Raw genomic sequence first — 20385 nt, forward strand, 5'->3', positions numbered from 1 at the left:
TTTCCCTTTTCTTCCGTAAATTCCATCTCCAATTCAATACTGCATATGAAAAAAACAATGATGCTGCTATGCGCAGTAACCATGCTTGTAACAGGAATACAGGCACAAAAACAGGATACAAAAAAGACGGTTGCAACCCCTGCTGTTGCAGCAGATCCATTTAACATTCTTTTTTCAAAACTGAAATACCGCTTAGCGGGTCCTTTCCGTGGCGGACGTAGTGCTGCGGTTGCGGGTAGTTTTAAAAACAAGACCACTTTTTATTTTGGTGCTACCGGCGGTGGTTTATGGAAAACTACGGATGGAGGTAGCAACTGGAAAAATATCGGAGACAAGTATCTAGGTGGTAATATAGGTGCCATCGCAGTAGCTCCAACTGACGAAAACATTATTTATGTAGGCGAAGGTGAAAACACGGTTCGTGGTAATGTGGCCGAAGGTTTAAACGGTATGTGGAGAAGTGATGACGGTGGTCGTACTTGGAAAAATATAGGTCTGAAAGAAGGCAGACATATTATCCGTATCGTGATACATCCTCGTGATCCCAATACGGTTTGGGTAGCCGCACTTGGACATCTTTTTGGTCCGAATGAAGAGAGGGGTGTATTTAAAACAACAAATGGTGGTAAAACCTGGAAAAAAGTATTGTATGTCAACAATCTTACCGGTTCTTCTGACCTTGTGATGGAACCGGGTAATCCCAATGTATTGTATGCCGGTATGTGGCGATTGATCAGAACACCGCACAGTTTAGAAAGTGGTGGTGAGGGAAGTGGACTGTATAAAAGTACAGATGGAGGTGAAACCTGGACCAATATCAGCACTGCTAAAGGAATGCCCAAAGGTGTTTGGGGTATTGTAGGTGTTGCTATTGCTCCTTCGAATACCGATAAAGTGTATGCCATCATTGAAAATGCCAATGGTGGATTGTATACGAGTAATGATGGTGGTGAAAGCTGGACATTGACCAGTAATGATAATAATATCCGTCAACGTGCTTGGTATTATACCAAAGTGTTTGTAGATCCTAAAAATGAAAATCTTGTTTATGCACCGAATGTAGGATTCATGCGCAGCCGTGATGGAGGAAGAACTTTTCAAAGTGTGAGAACACCACATGGTGATCACCATGATCTTTGGATCGATCCTGAAAATGGAGAAAGAATGATTGTGGCCGATGATGGAGGCGCACAGATCAGTTTTGATGGAGGAGAGAATTGGAGTACCATGGATAATCAGCCAACAGGACAATTCTATCGTGTGTCAACCGATAATGCACATCCTTACAGAATATTAGGAGCGCAGCAGGATAATTCAACCATTCGTATGAGGAGTCGTACAAGTGGCGCAGGTATCACCGATCGCGATTGGGAAGTAACGGCAGGTTCAGAGAGTGGTTATGTAGTTGCAGATCCTTTGAATCCAGATGTAGTGTATGGCGGAAACTATGGTGGCTATTTGGCAAGACTGGATCATAGAACCGGTGAAAACCGCGCCATTAATGTTTGGCCCGATAACCCAATGGGATCAGGAGCAGATGTTTTGAAATATCGTTTCCAATGGAATTTCCCGATCTTCTTCTCTCCACACAATCCGAAGAGATTGTATACAGCAGGTAATCATTTATTTGTAAGTGAGAATGAAGGTCAGAGTTGGGAAATCATTAGTCCGGATCTTACTACAAATGATAAAACACGTCAGGTATCCAGTGGTGGTCCCATTACGAAAGACAATACTTCTGTAGAATATTATTGTACCATTTTCACGGCTGCAGAGTCTGTATTGGAGAAAGACCTTTTATGGGCCGGTAGTGATGATGGGTTGTTACATGTAACAAAAGATGGTGGTAAAAACTGGGAGAATGTAACACCTGCAGAAGCAGGTAAATGGATGATGTGGAACTGTATAGAAACGGATCCTTTCAAAAAAGGAACAGCTTATGTTGTGGGAACAAAATACAAACTGGATGATTTCGCGCCTTATATTTTCAAAACAGAAGATTATGGTAAAACCTGGAAAAAAATCACCAATGGTATTGATAAAATGCATTTCACTCGTGCGATGCGTGCAGATAAAAAGCGTCCGGGTTTATTGTATGCAGGAACAGAATATGGTATGTACATCAGTTATGATGATGGTGCTAATTGGAAAAAGTTTCAGTTGAACTTACCGGAAACACCCATTACAGATCTAACGATCAAAGACAATGATTTGATCGTGGCCACACAAGGTCGTGCATTTTGGGTATTGGATGATTTAAGTATCGTACAACAAATGAATGCAAGTGTATTGGATAAAAACCTCCATGTATTTGATGTGAACCCTGTTTATCGCACAGAAAGCGCAGGCAGAGGTAGGAGAAATTTTGGTGGTGCTAGTGCTAATATGGGAATGAATCCGGCTTCAGGGGTTGTGTTCAATTATTATTTGAAGGGAGTAACGGATAGTGCTAAAGTTTCTATCACTGTATTCGATAAACAATCCAAGCCCATTCGTACTTTCAGTAAGAATGCAAGAGAAGCATCTGATAAAATTGATTTTGAAAACGGCATGAACCAGTTTGAATGGGATATGCAATATCCACCTGCTGAACGCTTGGATGGATTGATTCTTTGGAATGGTGGTATTGGTTCAGCTAAAGCATCACCCGGAAAATACACTGCTCGTTTCCGTTATGGAAAAGATTCTGTAGATGTACCATTTGTGATCAATCCCAATCCAAATTTTGCAACAACAGAAGCAGAATATGATGAGCAACTGACTTTCTTATTGCAGGTTCGTGATAAATTCAGTGAGATCCAAAAAGCCATTAAAAACATTCGTGCATTACGTTCACAAATGAATGATTTTACTGGAAGAATCGATGGCAATAAAGAGATCAAATCTTTTGCGGATAGCATCAATAAAAAAATCACTGCTGTTGAAGAAGCATTGTATCAAACCAAAGCAAAAAGTGGACAAGACGTATTGAATTTCCCAATCCGCTTGAATGATAAGATCGCAGGATTATATGGTGTGGCTTCCAGTGGACAAAATCCACCAAGCAAACAAGCCCGCGAAGCATTTGCAGATCTGGCCGGACAAGCAGATGTACAACTGGCGAAATTAAAAGCGGTGATGGAGAATGATGTAAAAGCATTGAATAAACTTATTAATGAGAAACAGGTGCCGGTGATTGGGATTAAGTGAAGAGTGAAAGGTGAAAAGTGAAAGGTGTCTACAGGACTCCTTCGGAGAAAAGTCAAAGGGCTGTAGTGTCGTAGGATGCTGCAGCCCTTTTGTTATAAGCGTAAACGCTTCGTTTGCAAAGTATTGCATGACTGTATATTTAAAGATTCGTTCAAAATAAAAGGTAGTAAAAATACTACCTTTTAAAATAAATGATATCTTTATTATGAAATCAAGTGAGTTCCATAGGAAAATAAAACAAAATGGCTGGAAGTTACTGCGAATAGAAGGAAGTCATTATTTGTATGAAAGGTGTGGGAAAGTAGAAGCAGTTCCTTTTCATGGGTCAAAAGAAATGGGAGAGGGATTGAGAAAAACCTTAATAAAAAGAATGCAGTTAAAATAAATAAGGAAGTAGAATGAAACAAGTAATTATCATTATTGAAAGAGCTTCTGACGGAACATTTAGCGCCTACAGTGATAAAGTAGATGGAATATGGGGTATGGGAGATACGCCTGAGCAAGCCAAGCAATCAGCACTTGAGAGTTTGCGATTGTTTAAAGAAAATAATCCTGCAAGAAAATGGCCCAAGATTTTACAAGGTCAGTATGAACTCATTTTTAAGTTTGATACGGAGAGTTTATTGAGCTACTATAAAAAAATCTTTACTAAAGCAGGTCTTGAAAGGATTACAGGGATTAACCAAAAACTATTGCAACATTATTCATCTGGTCTTAAGAAGCCTCGTCAGTTACAATCAAAAAAAATTGAAAATGCATTACATGATTTAGGAAAAGAATTGTTGTCAGTGCAGTTATAAACTCATATCCAAATTTGAAATCTGCCATCCGCCATCAGACATCCGACATCAAATCCGGTCTTCTGTCTTTAGTTCGCTGGAGCGCTTGTTCATAGCGCCACTCCTCTACTTTCTTCGGATCTCCTTTTAACAATATTTCAGGTACTTTCATGCCTCTAAAATCTGCGGGTCTTGTATATACAGGGGGTGCTAATAAATTATCCTGAAAAGAATCGGTTAATGCAGAGGTTTCATCATTCAATACACCCGGTATCAAACGACCGATAGCATCCACTACCACTGCTGCTGCAAGCTCTCCGCCACTCAATACATAGTCACCGATGGATATTTCCATAGTGACATATTGCTGACGGATACGTTCATCAATGCCTTTATAGTGTCCGCAAATGATCAATAGATTTCCTTTTAAGGACAACTGATTGGCCATACGTTGATCGAAGCGTTGTCCATCAGGTGTCATATAAATGATGGCATCATAAGGCTGATCTTTCTGTAATTCATCAATGGCATTGGCCAAAGGCTCACACATCATCACCATACCGGCACCACCGCCATATTGATAATCATCCACCATACCGTATTTGTTCACCGCCCATTTTCTTAGCTGATGTACACGCACATCTAATAACCCTTTTTCTTGTGCACGTTTCATGATACTATGCGCAAAGGGGCTCTCTAATAATTCAGGAAGAACAGTGAGTATGTCGATTCTTAACATGTGGCAAAGGTAATTATCAATAACGTCTAAATATTTACAATCAGAAATAGTTCTAATAGCTTATTATATTGATTTTCAATAATGTAAGATATTAATAATATGTTTTGTTATTTCTTAAGTATATTGTTTTGTCTTTATAATTTAATAACAAATGACTTATTTCAATGAAAACATTAGAAGGATTTCTAGGAATTCGATTTGGAGCTTCTATCGAAGATGCAAGGTCTATAATTGAACAGAGAGCGAATTGTGTATTCGATGAAACGAATAGTACTGATGAATCTCTCATTTACTATGGGATTAATTTTGGTGGTAGAGATACTCTATTTATTTTATTATTTTTTTATGAAAACAGTTTCTCAAAGGCTTCAGTTTATATTGAGCCAAAACTTGAATCACAGGTTGTGTCTTTATATCAAGACATAAAAGCGGAGATAAATGAACGATACTACGAATCAAGTGAAGATTTTGAAACATATACAACACCTTATGAAAAAAATGATGGGTATACAGAAACTGCTATTTCCCTTGGTAAAGCAAATTTTTCTTGTTTTTGGAGCTTTACAGGGGACAAAAAAATCGATGATTATATTTCTTTAAGGTTAGATGAAGAACTACGTATTATTATCAACTATGAAAATGGATATTTAACTGATCTTCTTATAAAAAAGAATAAATCAAACAATATAAGTGACTATTGAATTACAATATTTGGATAGTCAAATTAAAAAGATTTAACTCCTATTTGGACTACTTATTAAACAAAGCCAAAATGTTTTTTAATAAAACTAAAAAGCTTCTTCAGGAAGCTAGTTTGGAAATAGATGTTCTTAAAAATGACCTTCAGGTTGCTAAAAGTGAATTACATGAGAGTTTGCAAAAAAACAATATTCTGTTAGCTAAATACTCGGCTTATATAGAAAAGGATTTAATCCTAGAAAATAAGCAAGCAGAAATTGACCAAAAGAATGCTATTCTCATTGATTTAGATAATAAGTATAAAACAGTTCTTGGAATTTATAAAGATTTAGAAACTGAAGTCGATATATTTCAAGATAGTTTGGAAATTGGTTCCTTTGGTCTTTACAAACGACAATTTTCGCTGGATTCGTCAGAAAGCTTCAAATCATTAATTGAGGAAAATTACGAAAAACAAAAGAAGCTAATTAAAGAAGATAAAGCTGCGGTATGTTATACTGAATGGACAGTGGGTGGTAGTAAGGCTGAGGGTAGAAAAATGACTAATCAATATAAAAGATTAATGCTTTTTGCATTTAATGGGGAGTGTGATGGTTTAATTGCAAAGGTTAAATGGAATAATGTGGAAAAAACAAAAGACCGAATATTAAAAGTATATGAAAGTATAAATAAACTTGGGATAGTGCAGAATGTAAATATAACTAAAGATTTTTTTGACTTAAAGTTGGAAGAACTAATCTTGAACTATGAATTTGAACAAAAAAAGTATGAGGAAAAGGAAGAGCAACGAAGAATTAGAGAACAAATGAGAGAAGAGGAGAAAGCTCAAAAGGAATTAGAGAAAGCACAGCGAGAAGCAGAAGAAGATGAAAAAAGATTTGAAAAAGCTTTAGAAAAAGCTAGAAAAGAATTAAGTTCTAATATTAATGGTAATGTGAATGAACTAAATGAACAAATAAGAATTTTAGAGGAAAGACTGTCTGAGGCACATCAAAAAAAGGAACGCGCAATGGCGTTAGCTCAGCTTACCAAAGTTGGTCATATTTACATAATTTCAAATATTGGCTCTTTTGGCGAAAATATTTATAAAATTGGAATGACAAGGAGGCTTGATCCTTTAGACAGAGTTAAAGAATTAGGCGATGCTTCAGTACCATTTCAATTTGATATCCACGCCATTATTTATTCTGAAAATGCTCCTCAATTAGAAAGTCAGATACATAAAGAATTTTCCAATAAAAGATTAAACAGGGTTAATAATAAAAAAGAATTTTTTAATGTCACCCTTAAGGAAATAGAACAATTTATAAAGCAATCTACAAATGCCGACATTGAATTTACTATGATTGCAGAAGCGAGGGAGTATAGAGAAACTAAGATGATTTTTGAGAAATTAGGTGAAGGTACTCATGATGATCCTATAATATCAAAGTTTCCTTCTAGTTTGATTTAAGATATGTATTACACTATCCATTACCCATAAAATCTCCTAAATCTCTTCTCTGTTTTTTAGTAGGTCTACCAATCTTACTCAACCTTTTTCCGGTTTGGTAAGTGGCTGCTTCAAATTTAATTCGGTCTAATTCCTCAGCAGGTGTGAGATCTACATAAAATTGAATGGCTTCACTGTATTGAACCCGATGATCCAATAATCCGATTACTTTCACTACCCATCTCCGGCTTTCTGTTTTTACTTCATATTCATCTCCAATTGCTACGATACGTGAAGCTTTGATAGCATTGCCATTCATTTTCACTTTGCCTTTACTGCATGCATCACCTGCCTGACTCCTCGTTTTGAACAAACGAATAGCCCAGAGATATTTATCGATCCTTAATTTTTCTTTTATTTCGGTCATAACAAAAACAAAACAGGAGCAAATATAAAATTGCTCCTGTTTCTTGATTTATTTTCCTTCCGCATAATATTGATGGAAATACGGAATGGTTTCAATGCCTTTATAAAAATTGAATACATCGTATTTTTCATTGGGGCTATGCAGGTTATCACTATCAAGACCAAATCCCATGAAAACGATTTTCAGGCCCAGCTCTTTCTCAAACAAGGCACAGATCGGGATACTGCCTCCGCCACGAACCGGAATAGGTTCTTTACCAAATGTAGTTTGAATGGCTTTAGCTGCAGCTCTGTATTCATTGGAATCGATCGGAGTCATGTAAGGCTCACCTCCATGATGTTCCGCAGCTTTTACAGTAACGCCTTCCGGTGCCATGCTGGTGAAATAGTCAAGGATTTTTTTGGTGATCTTTTCAGAAGACATATTGGGTACAAGTCTGCAAGAGATCTTAGCAAAAGCTTTTGACGGTAATACGGTTTTAGCGCCCTCACCGGTATACCCACCCCAGATACCATTCAGTTCTAAGGTAGGTCTGATACCTGTTCTCTCATTGGTGGTATATCCTTTCTCACCCCAAAGACTTTGAATACCCAGGTCTTGCTTGTATTCAGCTTCACTAAAAGGTGCTTGAGCCATTTTAGCTCTTTCTTCAGAACTAGCTTCTACAACATCATCATAAAATCCGGGAATGGTGATATGGTTGTTTTCATCATGACAGGCAGCGATCATTTTTGCCAACATGGTAATAGGGTTGGCTACAGCACCACCATACACACCACTGTGTAAATCACGGTTAGGTCCTGTTACTTCTACTTCAATATAACTAAGTCCACGTACACCAATATCAATCGAGGGGGTGTCCATGCTCAACATAGAAGTATCACTGATCAATATTACATCAGCTTTTAATAAGGCTTTGTTGGCTTTTACAAATGTGGCGAGGTTAGGGCTTCCTACTTCTTCTTCACCCTCAATCAGAAACTTCACATTACAGTGTAAACTGTTTGTTCTCACCATGGTTTCCAATGCTTTTACATGCATGTAGAATTGACCTTTATCGTCACAAGCACCACGTGCATATATTTTTCCATCTTTAATTACAGGTTCAAAAGGACCGCTATGCCATAATTCCAATGGATCTGCTGGCTGTACATCATAATGACCGTACACCAAAACAGTAGGTTTTGAAGCGTCTATTATTTTCTCACCATAAACAATCGGGTGACCAGCGGTTGGATAGATAGCTGTGGTATCTGCACCCGCTTCTTTGAGATTTTTTTCAACGGCTTCAGCGCAACGGATCATATCTTCTTTATGCTCCCCACGAGCACTTACACTAGGTATACGCAGAAGATCCAATAATTCATTTAGGAAACGGTCTTTATGCTCTTGTTGATATTCTTTCCAGACTTGCATAGCAATGGTATTTGAATGAGGCTGCAATTTAGGATTTACTTTAATAGATCGTTGTAACGGCTCATTCGAATTAAAAGGTTCTTGGAGCCAGGTAATACTATCAGTATTTCCCGCAAAAATAATTCCTGCAAAAAAATACTTTTTGAAAATGATTGATGAAGCAATGATTGAAAAAGAGCTGGGAATAAACAGCTTATAGCAGACAAGGATATATATAAACGAAAAAACCCGGTTTCATCATCCCATATGAGGAGAGAGGAGGTACCGGGTATCGCACCACAAATGTACACATTTTTTATATTCAAAAAATAAATCTTTATACTACATGCAGCACGAAGCGCTTAGTGTACTAATATCAGAACAGAGATTGAGTACTTACCATAAAATGTTCAATGGGAACAAGCATAAAGCATTTGAATACTATCAATTGAATATTCAGATTGCGCAGTCATTATACCCCTTGCTTTTATACACAGAAGTATCACTTCGTAACTTAATCCATCATTCCTGCAGTATTCATTTTAAAAATGATCACTGGTTTGAGCTTTGTGCGGAACAAAGAGATCGGATATTACGAATTGAGTCCACCATCAGAAAGAAAAATAATCTTCCCATTAAAATATTATCGGATGCCATCGTCGCAGAATTAACTTTTGGCTTTTGGTGTTCCCTGTTTAATAAAAATAATGCTCGATATTTTTGGAAGCCATTACAGTATGCTTTCCCGTACTTAGATCATTCCATGAAACGGGAGAGACTTTCCTTCAAATTGAATCATATTCGCCGATTACGAAACAGGATTTATCATTATGAACCTATCTGTAATGACTTGGAAATTTTATGGCAGAATTATTTGAGTATGATGGATGTACTTAAGGCAATGCATCCTGAACTGATTGAATGGACAAAAGCTTTGATCAATTTTGAACATTTGTATAAAGAGGCAAAAACAATGAGATCAGAAAAATTTATAACTGATGCTTCTTGTCTGAAATGACATTGGTTAAAGTCCATTCCAGTTTTTGCTCAAAACCATTTTTACGGTGTTCACAATTTTTATTACAAATACGGCAGCTGAAAGGTAAACATCCATCCGTATGGACGAATAACTCGATCATATCACCAAATTCTTGTTTAATGAGAGCAGACAGACGATCGATCTCATGATGCGCTTCATGGATATTTAAATACCACGGTACGGTAAGGTGACAATCAATATGTAATAGGCTGCCATATTTGATAACACGTAGATTATGTAGATCAATCCAGTTTTCAGAACGATTTTTATTGAGTATCTCGATAAATTTCTTTAATAACTCCATATCAGCCTCATCCATAATACCGGCCAATGATGAACGGATAATCTTATAGCCATTGTAAATAATCAGTATGCTCATCACCAATGCAATGAGCTTATCCAGCCAATACATTTTTGTAAATAAAATAATGATCAATCCGGCAATGATGGCAAGCGTTGAATACGTATCTATTTGTAAGTGCTTACCACTAGCCTGTAAAGCCAGTGAATTATTTTTTTTGCCTAATCGGAGACAAATAGTTCCGGCAACAAAATTGAGGAGGGCTGTTGCGCCAATCAACCAAAGTCCTGTATCCAATTGATGCACCGGCTCTTTTCGAAGAATATTGGCAACCGTTGCATAGATGATCATAATGCCGGCAGCAACGATCAATCCACCTTCAACTGCTGCAGAAACAAATTCTGCTTTCCCATGTCCATAAGGATGCTCGAGGTCTTTGGGTTTGGCAGCTATATACAAACTGTATAATCCGATAAACCCAGCGATCACATTCACAATACTTTCCAGCGCATCAGATAATATGGCAAGTGAGTGTGTAAAATAATAAGCGACAATCTTTGTGAGGAACAACAACACACTTAACAAAGTGATCCATAATTGGACTCTGAAATTTTGTTGTGCAGTTGTCAAGAGAATTGTTTAGGTAGATAAATGTAGGCATCCTAATGAATAAAAAGAAGGTATCGCATTTTGCGATACCTTCTTTTTTAAATCAATTCTATTGTGTAATTGATGGGACAATGTTTTGCTAACATGGCCGATATGCCACAATATTTTTCTTTTGATAAACTAACGGCTCTGTTGAGTTTATCAAGATGATCGGGTGATACATCACAACGGTAGACCATATCTATAAACTTGAAAACCTTAGGATGATCTTCGGTTTGTTCAGCCGAAGCTTCAATTTCAAGTTTTGTGAATGTAACTTTCATTTTATGTAGAATCTCGACCACATCAATACCGCTGCATCCACATAAAGATCCCAGTAACATTTTTTTAGGATTCATACCGCTGCCCGATCCGCCACCTTCTACACTCGTATCTAAGCGTGCAATATGACCGGTATCCGCTTTTACATCAAATGCAAGGGTTTCTACCCACGATGTTGTTACTTTCATTTTAATTGTTTTATAAGAATTGTATAAACATTATTTCATTCTTGATGCTACCACATCCCAGTTCACTACATTCCACCAGGCATTGATATAGTCAGGTCTTCTATTTTGGTATTTTAAATAATAAGCATGCTCCCAAACATCCAATCCTAATAATGGTTGACCCCATGTTTCACTGATATCCATCAAAGGGTTATCTTGATTGGGTGTGGAAACAATCGATAAAACATTATCACTATTAATGATCAACCATGCCCAACCACTTCCGAATCTGCTTTTAGCAGCATCTGCAAATTGTGTTTTGAAAGTTTCAAAAGAGCCAAAAGCTTGAATGATAGATGCTCCCAACTGTCCAGAAGGAACCGCTGCACCACCGGGTTTCATGGTTTGCCAGAACATTTCATGGTTATAATGTCCACCAGCGTTGTTACGCATTTTAGTAGAGTATTTAGAAATATTTCTGAGTACAGACTCAATCTTCGTGTTATTGGTATTTACATTTTCAGCAGCACAAGCTTCAGATAATGCTTTTGCATATGCAGCTGCATGTTTGCTGTAGTGAATATCCATGGTAGTGGTATCAATTGAGGGTTCTAGTGCATTGAAAGCATAGGGCAGTGGCTGCTGAACGAATTCATTACCAGCAGTAGTGCCAGAAGCCTTTACCAAAGAGGGTAAGATGGTTCCTGAAAATCCCAATGCCAATCCTGCCTTACCTGTAGTTTGAATAAAACGTCGACGTGATGATGAATGATTCATAAAAATAATTTGTTCAGTGAGAAATATTCAAGGTCAAGAAAGTAGATTACATTGTAATATTTTCTTGTTTCTTGTTTCTTCTTTCTTGATTCTTCCTAAAGTTATTCCAAATCTTACGCAAGCGTGTAAAAGTTCTGTAATAAAACTCCTGATTGAATAATTGAGAGTCGCGCATGGCTTTATAAGTAAGGAATGCACCTATCGGAATTAATATCATAGTAGAGAGCCACATTCCCTGCATTGGAGATGCCTGTCCTGATTTCACAAACTTCTCACCAAATGTGTTGAAAAGATGAAATAAAACAAAGAATATAATTGCAAAAACCAATGGTGTTCCCAATCCGCCTTTTCTAATAATGGATCCCAATGGAGCGCCAATCAGGAATAATACAATACAAGCAACGGATAAAGTGAACTTTCGATGCCATTCAATCTCATGAAAGCGTAGCGATTTGTATTTTTCAACATAGTCAGATGCCAATAAACCCACATTGCTTTTGATGCTACTGATTTGTCCAACACTGGCATCAATAATGACATCTCTTAATGAATCAGGAAGTAAAGCATCAAAAGACTTGGCGGTTTTGAGTTTCAGCGTATCCGTTTTGATCCATCCTGTATCTGCGGCATAACGAGCAAATCTGACATAAGGTGTAATATCAGCTCTGGATCTTCTCAAATAAAAACTATCAATACTTTCCAATGAGTCAATGGCATGGTTGAGTTGTCTCAGACTTAGCATTTTGGGGTCATAAAATGCACTATCACCAGTTTTGCTCATTTGAAAGCTCGAGAGATCGAATATCTTTTTATACTCCTTAAATCCTAATCTGATGAATTCTGTATTGCCTGTGCCTCTTGTTCCACGTTCCTCAAAACGCCAACCATTTTTCAAAATGAATTCTAAAAATTTTTTATCGGGGGTTACACGCATAATACCACTTTCCGCCATCAACATATTATCCTGCAAACCATAGTTTTTTTCAAATAACACGATATCGTGTATCACACTATCATTCTTTTCTTTTTTTCCTAGTTTAATAACATAACCATCCAATTTGTCATAAAACACACCTTCTTTGATATCAATAGCAGGTTTTGATACAATGATATCATACTTTAAAGCGGCTAATTTTAGCTGGGTAACAGGAATAATATTATTGGAAAAAAGAAATGCGAGTCCACCCAATAAAATGGTAATAAAAAAAAGTGGACGCATAAATCGGATTAATGGAATACCTGATGCTTTAATAGCGACCAATTCAAATGATTCTCCCAGATTCCCAAACGTCATGATCGATGAAAACAAAAGGGCTAAGGGTAAAGCCATGGGTACCCAGAATAACATTACCAGTCCGGCCAGTTTCATCACCGTGAAAAAATCCAACCCTTTACCCACCAAGTCATCAATGTATAACCAGAAAAACTGCATGGTCAATACGAACAATGAAATGGCAAACGCTGCCAAAAATGGCCCGATGAAAGAACGAATGATGAGTATGTCTAGTTTTTTCAACATGGGAGGTGAATGGATCAGTAGTGAATAGTCAGTAGTGAGTAGTGAGTTAAGCTTTAGATTTTTCTTTCACTCACTGCTCACTACTGACTACTCATTATTCACTTATCTTCATACAATGTTAAATGCAAATCTAAGACTTTCATCAGAGGAAAGGCAGTTGCTGTTGGATGAGCGTTTTATTTTAACAAAGAGAAGTATTCTACAAAAAACAGAGCAATTCTTCGGACAACTCAGTGGAGTGTTCAGACAGCATGTGTTAGCACGAAAGATGAACGAGGAAGTATTTATGCAGTGGACACCCAAAATTGCCCGAGGTGAGAACTATCATGGATTACCATGGGTTATGATGGATTATCCCCGTTTATTTACACGATCAAATGTTTGTGCCATTCGCTGTTTTTTTTGGTGGGGACGTTATTGCAGTATTACATTACAAGTATCGGGATTATACCAGGAGCGATTTCAACAAGCGATCATCGATTTTTTAAAGAAAGAAAACGACACAGGATGGCTGTTTTCAGTTGGGAATGATCCATGGCAGCATGTGATAGATGATAAACATTATCAATCTTGCGAACATCTTGAGCGGTTATTGACGGAACAATCAAACAGACCCTTTTTGAAGATCGCAAAAAAAATCCCACTGGAACAGTGGGATGAATTGGATCATTTTTTTGAAAGCAATTTTGTTGCTTTATTATCCATCTTAGCACATTAAGCACCCAATCTGTGAAATAACTCTTTCACCTGGTAGCCCCATAACTGGCTCTGGTCCTTAATTTCATTCTTCTCAGCAAAATCTTTGATGATCAGAATGGTCTGGTTGGATATTTCTGTTTTTTCAATTCTGAATTCGAAATACTCATTCTTTTCAGAATGAAGCCAATGGAAACGGATGAATTTATCCTGCTCTTGATCTAAAAGGGCTGCTTTATCAGGTGTGCCTCCATTCCATGAAAAACTATATACACCTTCCCATTCGTCTACTTTATCTGCAAACCATTCCTGTAAACCTGCTGGAGTGGCTAAAAATTCGAAAAGAATTGCTGGGGAACATCTCACCGGGAACTCTAAAGTAAATAACTGCTTTTTGCTCATTACATTCTCTTTAATCTGCCTTCATTCGTAAGGCTGCAATAATATTAAATAATCCATACCGTCCAAATGTTTTTTTACCGAACTGATCAATTTCTGAATAGGTAAAAAAGAGACATTTCTGCGACATTGTATAAGTAATTGTTTTTCAATTGGTTGTATTGAATATTTTTTTTGAAATAATTTCAAAAATGCTTAAATTGCTGATGAGTGGAGAAAAGACGCCAACAGACGAACCCATGACTAACTGCTGATCAAAGTCTCGCTACCCTTATATACAACCAAAACTGCATCCCATGAGTATGCGTCAGCTCAAAATCACGAAGTCAATTACCAATCGTGAATCACAGAGTCTTGAAAAATATCTTCAGGAAATCGGAAAAGTAGATCTGATCAGTCCGGAAGAAGAAGTTCAATTGGCAATGCGAATTCGACAAGGGGATCAACGGGCATTGGATCGTTTGGTGAAGTCTAATCTTCGTTTTGTAGTATCAGTTGCCAAGCAATACCAGAATCAAGGATTGACCCTACCTGATTTGATCAATGAAGGTAATTTAGGGCTGATCAAAGCAGCACTTCGTTTTGATGAAACACGCGGATTCAAGTTCATTTCTTATGCGGTATGGTGGATTCGTCAAAGTATTCTACAAGCATTGGCCGAACAAAGTCGTATTGTTCGTCTGCCTTTGAATAAAGTGGGTCTTACCAATCGAATCAGTAAAGCCTATCAATTATTGGAACAGGAATTCGAACGTGAACCCACCGTTCAGGAACTAGCCGAACTGCTGGAACTAAGTATCGAGGAAGTGGCTGCTACCATGAGCGTGGGATTCAGACATGTGAGTATGGATACACCATTATCTGATGGAGAAGATGGTACATTGATGGATGTGATGGAAAACCCCAACGCAGATAAAACAGACGAAAAGTTGGTACATGATGAATCATTGCGATTGGAAATAGAGCGGAGTTTGAAAACATTGACAGAAAGACAAAAAGAAGTGCTTTGTTTTTTCTTTGGAATTGGGGTCGATAATCCACTGAGTCTGGAAGATATTGGGGAAAGATTTAACCTCACCCGTGAGCGGGTACGTCAGATCAAGGATAAAGCCATTACCAAATTAAGAAGTACCAGCAGATGTAAACACCTGAAGGTATATCTCGGATAAACAAATCCACACTATATTTGCAACCCTAAAGTGAACCTCTGATTGGTTCACTTTTTTATTGGTGTAAGACCGAAATCGTGAATTATGTTTCAGAATCTCTCCGAAAAATTAGAATCAGCGTTTAAAAACCTAAAAGGTGAAGCGCGTATCAATGACCTGAATATTGCCAATACGGTAAAAGATATTCGTCGTGCATTGATTGATGCGGATGTCAATTTTAAAATTGCCAAAGAGTTTACAGATAAAGTAAAGGATAAAGCCATTGGTGAGAAAGTCATCAATGCCATCAGCCCGGGTCAGTTAATGGTGAAGATTGTTCAGGATGAACTGACGGAATTAATGGGGGGCTCTGAAGCTGTATTCAATGTAACCGGTAATCCTGCCATCATTTTAATTGCCGGATTACAGGGTAGTGGTAAAACCACATTTACCGGAAAGCTGGCGAACTATCTCAAAAATAAAAAAGGCAAATCACCTTTACTCGTTGCCGCAGATATTTATCGTCCGGCAGCGATCGATCAGTTAACTGTATTGGCTGAACAAGTAGGCGTTGATATTTACAGTGAGCGAGAGAATAAAAATGCAGTGGAAATTGCACTGAATGCAATCAAAGAGGCTAAAGCAAAAAATAAAAATGTTATCATCATCGATACGGCCGGACGTTTGGCAGTGGATGAAGCGATGATGAAGGAAGTGGCGGATATCAAGGCAGCAGTCAATCCCACAGAGATATTGTTTGTTGTGGACTCCATGACCGGACAAGATGCTGTAAATACAGCCAAAGCCTTTAATGACCGATTGGATTTTTCCGGTGTGGTGCTCACTAAGCTGGATGGTGATACCAGAGGTGGTGCTGCATTGTCTATTAAGTATACCGTACAAAAACCCATTAAATTCGTAAGTAGTGGAGAGAAGCTGGATACGCTGGATGTTTTTTATCCGGATCGTATGGCGCAACGTATTCTGGGCATGGGTGATATCACCACCTTGGTAGAAAAAGCACAGGCTCAGTATGATGAAGTGCAGGCTAAAAAGTTGGAGAAAAAAATCAGAAAAAATCAATTTGATTTTCAGGATTTTCTGGATCAGTTACAACAGATCAAAAAAATGGGGAATATTAAAGATCTGATGGGAATGATTCCCGGTGTAGGAAAAGCGATTAAAGACGTAGATATTAATGACGATGCTTTCAAAGGCATTGAAGCCATTATTAGTTCCATGACCCCTTTCGAACGTGCGAATCCGGATAGCTTAACGCCTAGTCGTAAACAAAGAATAGCCAAGGGCTGTGGTAAAGATCTGACTGAAGTGAATGCATTTATGAAGCAGTTTGAACAGATGAAACAGATGATGAAGATGATGAACAATATGCCCATGGGTGGAAGATTTCCCGGGATGCGTCGCTAATAGCATAGTTGATACAAGGATAGGCTCACAGCCATGATGGAAATAAAAGAGCTTGAAAGAACATAAATGATCGTTTTGATGATCGGTGTCCTTGATAAGGAACATGGATATTAATTATATATATATCTAACTAGGACAGAACTCATAGCTTAAAATGAACCGATTTATCCATGCGGTAACATATTATTAACTTTTTAGACTAGGGTTACTTTGGAAATCTACGTTCAAACTCCTATTTTTGCCGCCTGATTCACCCTATTTATTAACGCCTATAAATTTCTATTTAACATGGCAGTAAAAATGAGATTACAGAGACACGGCAGCAAGAAGCGTCCGTTCTACTTTATCGTAGTGGCCGATGCCCGTGCCCCAAGAGATGGTAAGTTCATCCAAAAAATCGGAACTTACAATCCGCTGACTGTTCCAGCAACCATTCAATTAGACCGTCAAAAAGCGCTTGAGTGGTTGAACAAAGGTGCTCAACCTACTGACACAGTTCGCCGAATCCTCTCTTTCAAGGGAGTGTTGTACCTAAAGCACCTGTTAAGAGGTGTAAAATTGGGTTTATTTGATGATGCAACAGCTATGACCAAATTCCAAGTATGGCATAATGAGCATGAAGCAAATGTTACCCGTCGTAATGAAGAGCACAGAAAAAATCAGCGTGCAAAAAGAGCTTACACTCCGGTTGTAAAAAAAGTGGAGACTAAGCAAGAAGAAGCTGCACCTGCTGAAGGAACTACAGAAGCTTAATCAACGATACGTTCAACATATTCCTCAAAGTCCCGATGCATGTCGGGACTTTTTTTGTTTAGTCGATAGCTGATGGTTCATGGCTAATAGTTCATAGTCAATAAAGCATCTACTATAAACCATTCGCTATGAACTATTGCCATGGACCATGGACTATAAGCTATGGACTATGCCCCATCACCTATATTTGCACCATGGAATCCTACATACATATCGGTCGATTTGTGGCAAGTTTTGGATTAAAGGGAGAAGTGATCTTACAGCATGCACTGGGTAAAAAAACGGCATTAAAAGATGTGAAAGTGGTTTTTGTGGAAGAACAAAAAGGAACTTATTTGCCCTATTTTCTAGAGAGTTCTAAGGCCAAGGATCACGATGAAATATATGTGAAATTGGAAGGTATTGATACCAAAGAATCTGCTTCAAGATTAAGTACCCGAAATGTATGGTTGAAAGATGCTGATTTCAGAAAATTAGCAGGTAAATCATCTCCGATCTCTCTCCTTGGCTATACCGTAATAACGGATGAAGATGAAAATCTCGGCCCCGTTCAAGAAGTGATTGAACAGCCTCATCAAGTATTATTACGAATTGATTTGAACGGAAAAGAAGCACTCATCCCATTACATGCCGAATCACTCGACGGCATTGATCACGATCAAAAAGAAATCCATGTAGTGTTGCCGGATGGATTGTTGGATGTGTATAGGTAGCTGATGGTTCATAGCTTATGGTCCATAGTCCATGGTATTTTGACTATGTGCTATGGACCATTGACCAGGAACTAACCCGCTATTTTCCCCGGATTAAAATACAGTACCTCCGCTCTTCTTTCCACTCCCGCTGCTTGTAATGCTCTTTCGGCTTGAAGAACATGTCTGTATTGATGTGCAATGAAAAACAAAAAAGTGTCGCCTAATTTTAACTTGATGAATTTGGCAATGGAAATTGGACAGCTTGCTTTGTTTAAGTCGATACTTCTAGCTTCTTCCAGTAGCTGAAGTAATTTTTCCTGCTGCTCAATGAATACAGCAATGACTTGGTGACTATTAGCATTGGAAACGGGATAATGATCTTTGGGCGAAGACATTTTTTTACTCAAAGAACCATCTTCTTTAGGCATCATTAATTGAGTGAAATAATTACCCAACCAACCTGATTTAAAATGTACGCCCGACTTACAGTTCTTTTTTCGGGCTTCTTGTATCGGATCTAAACTTGCTGACAAATGCTTCTATTTATTCAGTATCCAATTTACAACAGATTCTAAGTTAAATCTATCTCCTATGAATTTAGCGACAACCACATAAAAGGGTGATAACTTATTTATCTTAGCATACACATGACACTTCCTCAACGTTATATTGCCCATTTAGACCTCGACTCTTTTTTTGTGAGTGTAGAGATGCTGAATGACCCCTCATTAAAAGGGAAAGCTGTTATTGTAGGAGGTTCTCGAGACAGGGGCGTAGTCACCACTTGTAGTTATGAGGCAAGAAAATTTGGTGTCAGAAGTGCGATGCCCATGAAAACGGCGATGAAGTTATGTCCGCATGCCATTTTGGTAAGAGGTACTCGAGGAGAATACAGTCGTTATTCCAGATGGGTTACAGAGATCATAGCAGCAAAAGCGCCTCTATTTGAAAAAGCTTCCATTGATGAGTTTTATATTGATCTAACAGGAATGGATAAATTCTTTGATCCATTTCAATGGACCATTGATCTGCGAAAAGAGATCATGGAACAAACACAATTGCCCATTTCATTCGGATTGGCTTCCAATAAAATGGTAGCCAAAATTGCAACCGATGAAGCCAAGCCCAATGGCTATTTATTTGTACAGCCGGGTAGGGAAAAAGATTTTTTAGCGCCCTTGCATGTTAATAAGTTCTCGGGGGTAGGAGAGCAAACACTCAAGACTTTACAGTCAATGGGCATTTATTTTATTAAAGATATCATTGTTACACCCATAGAAGTATTGGAAAAAAAATTGGGTAAATGGGGAACAGATCTCTGGCATAAAGCGCATGGTATTCATCACGGAGAAGTACACGCATACCATGAAGCAAAGTCGATTTCAACGGAGAATACTTTTGAAGAAAATAAAACAGATCTAGACTTTCTTTTGAGTGAATTGGTTCGGATGACAGAAAAAGTGGCGTATGAGTTAAGACAAGATGAAAAATTAGCAGGTTGTATAGCAGTGAAAATAAGGTATCCTGATTTTGAAACAACATCTCGACAAACAACCATCGACTATACTTTCAGGGATGATGAGTTGATACCGGTAGCTATTGATTTGTTCCATAAGCTATATCGAAAGGGACAACCTGTTCGTTTGTTAGGAGTCAGATTAAGTGAGTTAACAAACCATGCTATCCAAGGGAGTTTATTTGATGATGCTGAAAAGAAGCATGAATTGTATAAAGCAATTGATGATGTAAAGAACAAATTCGGTAAATCATTACTTCAGAAAGCAAGAACCATCAAAAAGGATCAATAATGAAATAGTACGGCACTGAGCTGTCGTGCTATTTCATTATGTAAAGAAAAGATTGACTCATTTTA

Annotated in this window: 21 protein-coding genes; 12 read left to right on the plus strand and 9 right to left on the minus strand. The window is 37.9% G+C overall.

Translation table 11 applies throughout. The annotated features are described in order from the left end of the window. The first annotated feature begins 45 nt into the window (after nucleotides 1–45). The 3 genes from ACTIEV_RS08540 (at nucleotide 46) to ACTIEV_RS08550 (ending at nucleotide 3989) form a co-directional block, all read left to right on the plus strand. Nucleotides 46–3189 carry a WD40/YVTN/BNR-like repeat-containing protein gene (locus tag ACTIEV_RS08540; RefSeq protein ID WP_322194875.1) on the plus strand — a complete coding sequence of 1048 codons (3144 nt, stop codon included), beginning with the start codon at nucleotides 46–48 and terminating at the stop codon, nucleotides 3187–3189. A 205-nt stretch (nucleotides 3190–3394) separates the two neighbouring features. Then, on the plus strand, nucleotides 3395–3574 hold the full coding sequence (locus ACTIEV_RS08545) for a type II toxin-antitoxin system HicA family toxin (protein WP_416194663.1): 180 nt from the start codon (nucleotides 3395–3397) through the stop codon (nucleotides 3572–3574). A gap of 13 nt (nucleotides 3575–3587) precedes the next feature. Further along, complete coding sequence (locus ACTIEV_RS08550) at nucleotides 3588–3989, plus strand: type II toxin-antitoxin system HicB family antitoxin (RefSeq protein WP_322194877.1); 402 nt, start codon at nucleotides 3588–3590, stop codon at nucleotides 3987–3989. Between the two features lie 34 nt (nucleotides 3990–4023). On the opposite strand, the gene trmD is transcribed toward ACTIEV_RS08550, so the two are convergent. Beyond that, the gene (gene trmD / locus ACTIEV_RS08555) at nucleotides 4024–4707 is read right to left on the minus strand and encodes a tRNA (guanosine(37)-N1)-methyltransferase TrmD (protein ID WP_439516350.1); all 684 of its coding nucleotides are present in this window, start codon (nucleotides 4705–4707) and stop codon (nucleotides 4024–4026) included. Between the two features lie 164 nt (nucleotides 4708–4871). Between trmD and ACTIEV_RS08560 the strand changes: the two genes are divergently transcribed. Next, nucleotides 4872–5408, plus strand: coding sequence for a hypothetical protein (locus tag ACTIEV_RS08560; protein WP_439516351.1), 537 nt, complete (start codon nucleotides 4872–4874; stop codon nucleotides 5406–5408). Between the two features lie 71 nt (nucleotides 5409–5479). Further along, on the plus strand, nucleotides 5480–6859 hold the full coding sequence (locus ACTIEV_RS08565; RefSeq protein WP_439516352.1) for a DUF4041 domain-containing protein: 1380 nt from the start codon (nucleotides 5480–5482) through the stop codon (nucleotides 6857–6859). 13 nt (nucleotides 6860–6872) lie between these two features. Here ACTIEV_RS08565 and ACTIEV_RS08570 read toward each other — a convergent pair whose 3' ends face one another. Together ACTIEV_RS08570 and ACTIEV_RS08575 are read right to left on the minus strand one after the other, a co-directional pair. Continuing rightward, nucleotides 6873–7265, minus strand: a complete 393-nt coding sequence (locus tag ACTIEV_RS08570) for an RNA-binding S4 domain-containing protein (protein WP_439516353.1) — start codon at nucleotides 7263–7265, stop codon at nucleotides 6873–6875. A 48-nt stretch (nucleotides 7266–7313) separates the two neighbouring features. Continuing rightward, nucleotides 7314–8681, minus strand: coding sequence for a dipeptidase (locus ACTIEV_RS08575; RefSeq protein WP_322194883.1), 1368 nt, complete (start codon nucleotides 8679–8681; stop codon nucleotides 7314–7316). A gap of 325 nt (nucleotides 8682–9006) precedes the next feature. Between ACTIEV_RS08575 and ACTIEV_RS08580 the strand changes: the two genes are divergently transcribed. Then, nucleotides 9007–9678: a hypothetical protein gene (locus ACTIEV_RS08580; RefSeq protein ID WP_322194885.1), complete on the plus strand. Its 672-nt coding sequence runs from the start codon at nucleotides 9007–9009 to the stop codon at nucleotides 9676–9678. Here the strand turns inward: ACTIEV_RS08580 and ACTIEV_RS08585 are convergent. From ACTIEV_RS08585 to ACTIEV_RS08600, 4 genes are all read right to left on the minus strand, one after another. Next, complete coding sequence (locus ACTIEV_RS08585) at nucleotides 9650–10630, minus strand: cation diffusion facilitator family transporter (RefSeq protein ID WP_439516354.1); 981 nt, start codon at nucleotides 10628–10630, stop codon at nucleotides 9650–9652. The two genes, ACTIEV_RS08580 and ACTIEV_RS08585, sit on opposite strands and share 29 nt — an antisense overlap. 77 nt (nucleotides 10631–10707) lie before the next feature. Continuing rightward, nucleotides 10708–11118, minus strand: a complete 411-nt coding sequence (locus ACTIEV_RS08590; protein ID WP_322194889.1) for an OsmC family protein — start codon at nucleotides 11116–11118, stop codon at nucleotides 10708–10710. Nucleotides 11119–11148: 30 nt separating this feature from the next. Then, complete coding sequence (locus ACTIEV_RS08595; protein WP_322194890.1) at nucleotides 11149–11874, minus strand: superoxide dismutase; 726 nt, start codon at nucleotides 11872–11874, stop codon at nucleotides 11149–11151. Between the two features lie 46 nt (nucleotides 11875–11920). After that, on the minus strand, nucleotides 11921–13393 hold the full coding sequence (locus ACTIEV_RS08600; protein ID WP_322194891.1) for an LptF/LptG family permease: 1473 nt from the start codon (nucleotides 13391–13393) through the stop codon (nucleotides 11921–11923). A gap of 115 nt (nucleotides 13394–13508) precedes the next feature. Between ACTIEV_RS08600 and ACTIEV_RS08605 the strand changes: the two genes are divergently transcribed. Then, a complete protein-coding gene (locus ACTIEV_RS08605; protein ID WP_322194893.1) occupies nucleotides 13509–14111 on the plus strand; it encodes a hypothetical protein in 603 nt (200 codons plus the stop codon). On the opposite strand, the gene ACTIEV_RS08610 is transcribed toward ACTIEV_RS08605, so the two are convergent. Continuing rightward, a complete protein-coding gene (locus ACTIEV_RS08610) occupies nucleotides 14108–14491 on the minus strand; it encodes an START-like domain-containing protein (RefSeq protein WP_250686407.1) in 384 nt (127 codons plus the stop codon). The genes ACTIEV_RS08605 and ACTIEV_RS08610 overlap by 4 nt on opposite strands. Nucleotides 14492–14784: 293 nt before the next feature. On the opposite strand from ACTIEV_RS08610, the gene ACTIEV_RS08615 reads away from it, so the two are divergent. The 4 genes from ACTIEV_RS08615 to rimM all read left to right on the plus strand — a co-directional run bounded on the left by ACTIEV_RS08615 (nucleotide 14785) and on the right by rimM (nucleotide 18530). Next, nucleotides 14785–15657: a sigma-70 family RNA polymerase sigma factor gene (locus ACTIEV_RS08615; protein ID WP_250686406.1), complete on the plus strand. Its 873-nt coding sequence runs from the start codon at nucleotides 14785–14787 to the stop codon at nucleotides 15655–15657. A gap of 84 nt (nucleotides 15658–15741) precedes the next feature. Further along, nucleotides 15742–17064: a signal recognition particle protein gene (gene ffh, locus ACTIEV_RS08620; protein WP_322194896.1), complete on the plus strand. Its 1323-nt coding sequence runs from the start codon at nucleotides 15742–15744 to the stop codon at nucleotides 17062–17064. A 300-nt stretch (nucleotides 17065–17364) separates the two neighbouring features. After that, nucleotides 17365–17817 (plus strand): 30S ribosomal protein S16, encoded by a 453-nt coding sequence (rpsP, locus tag ACTIEV_RS08625; protein WP_322194898.1) that lies wholly within the window; start codon nucleotides 17365–17367, stop codon nucleotides 17815–17817. A gap of 194 nt (nucleotides 17818–18011) precedes the next feature. Next, nucleotides 18012–18530, plus strand: coding sequence for a ribosome maturation factor RimM (gene rimM, locus ACTIEV_RS08630; protein ID WP_322194900.1), 519 nt, complete (start codon nucleotides 18012–18014; stop codon nucleotides 18528–18530). Nucleotides 18531–18601: 71 nt separating this feature from the next. Here rimM and ACTIEV_RS08635 read toward each other — a convergent pair whose 3' ends face one another. Continuing rightward, complete coding sequence (locus tag ACTIEV_RS08635; RefSeq protein ID WP_322194902.1) at nucleotides 18602–19045, minus strand: hypothetical protein; 444 nt, start codon at nucleotides 19043–19045, stop codon at nucleotides 18602–18604. Nucleotides 19046–19159: 114 nt separating this feature from the next. Between ACTIEV_RS08635 and dinB the strand changes: the two genes are divergently transcribed. Further along, the gene (gene dinB / locus ACTIEV_RS08640; protein ID WP_322194904.1) at nucleotides 19160–20320 is read left to right on the plus strand and encodes a DNA polymerase IV; all 1161 of its coding nucleotides are present in this window, start codon (nucleotides 19160–19162) and stop codon (nucleotides 20318–20320) included. Nucleotides 20321–20385: the final 65 nt, after the last annotated feature.

Source organism: Sediminibacterium sp. (assembly GCF_051861365.1).
GTDB lineage: Bacteria > Bacteroidota > Bacteroidia > Chitinophagales > Chitinophagaceae > Sediminibacterium.

Bases quoted from the DNA above. Each gene is read 5' to 3' on its own strand.
- ACTIEV_RS08545 (WP_416194663.1), top strand. From the start codon at position 3,395: ATGAAATCAAGTGAGTTCCATAGGAAAATAAAACAAAATGGCTGGAAG.
- ffh (WP_322194896.1), top strand. From the start codon at position 15,742: ATGTTTCAGAATCTCTCCGAAAAATTAGAATCAGCGTTTAAAAACCTA.
- ACTIEV_RS08560 (WP_439516351.1), top strand. From the start codon at position 4,872: ATGAAAACATTAGAAGGATTTCTAGGAATTCGATTTGGAGCTTCTATC.
- ACTIEV_RS08565 (WP_439516352.1), top strand. From the start codon at position 5,480: ATGTTTTTTAATAAAACTAAAAAGCTTCTTCAGGAAGCTAGTTTGGAA.
- rpsP (WP_322194898.1), top strand. From the start codon at position 17,365: ATGAGATTACAGAGACACGGCAGCAAGAAGCGTCCGTTCTACTTTATC.
- dinB (WP_322194904.1), top strand. From the start codon at position 19,160: ATGACACTTCCTCAACGTTATATTGCCCATTTAGACCTCGACTCTTTT.
- ACTIEV_RS08615 (WP_250686406.1), top strand. From the start codon at position 14,785: ATGAGTATGCGTCAGCTCAAAATCACGAAGTCAATTACCAATCGTGAA.
- ACTIEV_RS08570 (WP_439516353.1), bottom strand. From the start codon at position 7,265: ATGACCGAAATAAAAGAAAAATTAAGGATCGATAAATATCTCTGGGCT.
- ACTIEV_RS08550 (WP_322194877.1), top strand. From the start codon at position 3,588: ATGAAACAAGTAATTATCATTATTGAAAGAGCTTCTGACGGAACATTT.
- rimM (WP_322194900.1), top strand. From the start codon at position 18,012: ATGGAATCCTACATACATATCGGTCGATTTGTGGCAAGTTTTGGATTA.
- trmD (WP_439516350.1), bottom strand. From the start codon at position 4,707: ATGTTAAGAATCGACATACTCACTGTTCTTCCTGAATTATTAGAGAGC.
- ACTIEV_RS08610 (WP_250686407.1), bottom strand. From the start codon at position 14,491: ATGAGCAAAAAGCAGTTATTTACTTTAGAGTTCCCGGTGAGATGTTCC.
- ACTIEV_RS08580 (WP_322194885.1), top strand. From the start codon at position 9,007: ATGCAGCACGAAGCGCTTAGTGTACTAATATCAGAACAGAGATTGAGT.
- ACTIEV_RS08575 (WP_322194883.1), bottom strand. From the start codon at position 8,681: ATGCAAGTCTGGAAAGAATATCAACAAGAGCATAAAGACCGTTTCCTA.
- ACTIEV_RS08600 (WP_322194891.1), bottom strand. From the start codon at position 13,393: ATGTTGAAAAAACTAGACATACTCATCATTCGTTCTTTCATCGGGCCA.
- ACTIEV_RS08590 (WP_322194889.1), bottom strand. From the start codon at position 11,118: ATGAAAGTAACAACATCGTGGGTAGAAACCCTTGCATTTGATGTAAAA.
- ACTIEV_RS08605 (WP_322194893.1), top strand. From the start codon at position 13,509: ATGTTAAATGCAAATCTAAGACTTTCATCAGAGGAAAGGCAGTTGCTG.
- ACTIEV_RS08540 (WP_322194875.1), top strand. From the start codon at position 46: ATGAAAAAAACAATGATGCTGCTATGCGCAGTAACCATGCTTGTAACA.
- ACTIEV_RS08595 (WP_322194890.1), bottom strand. From the start codon at position 11,874: ATGAATCATTCATCATCACGTCGACGTTTTATTCAAACTACAGGTAAG.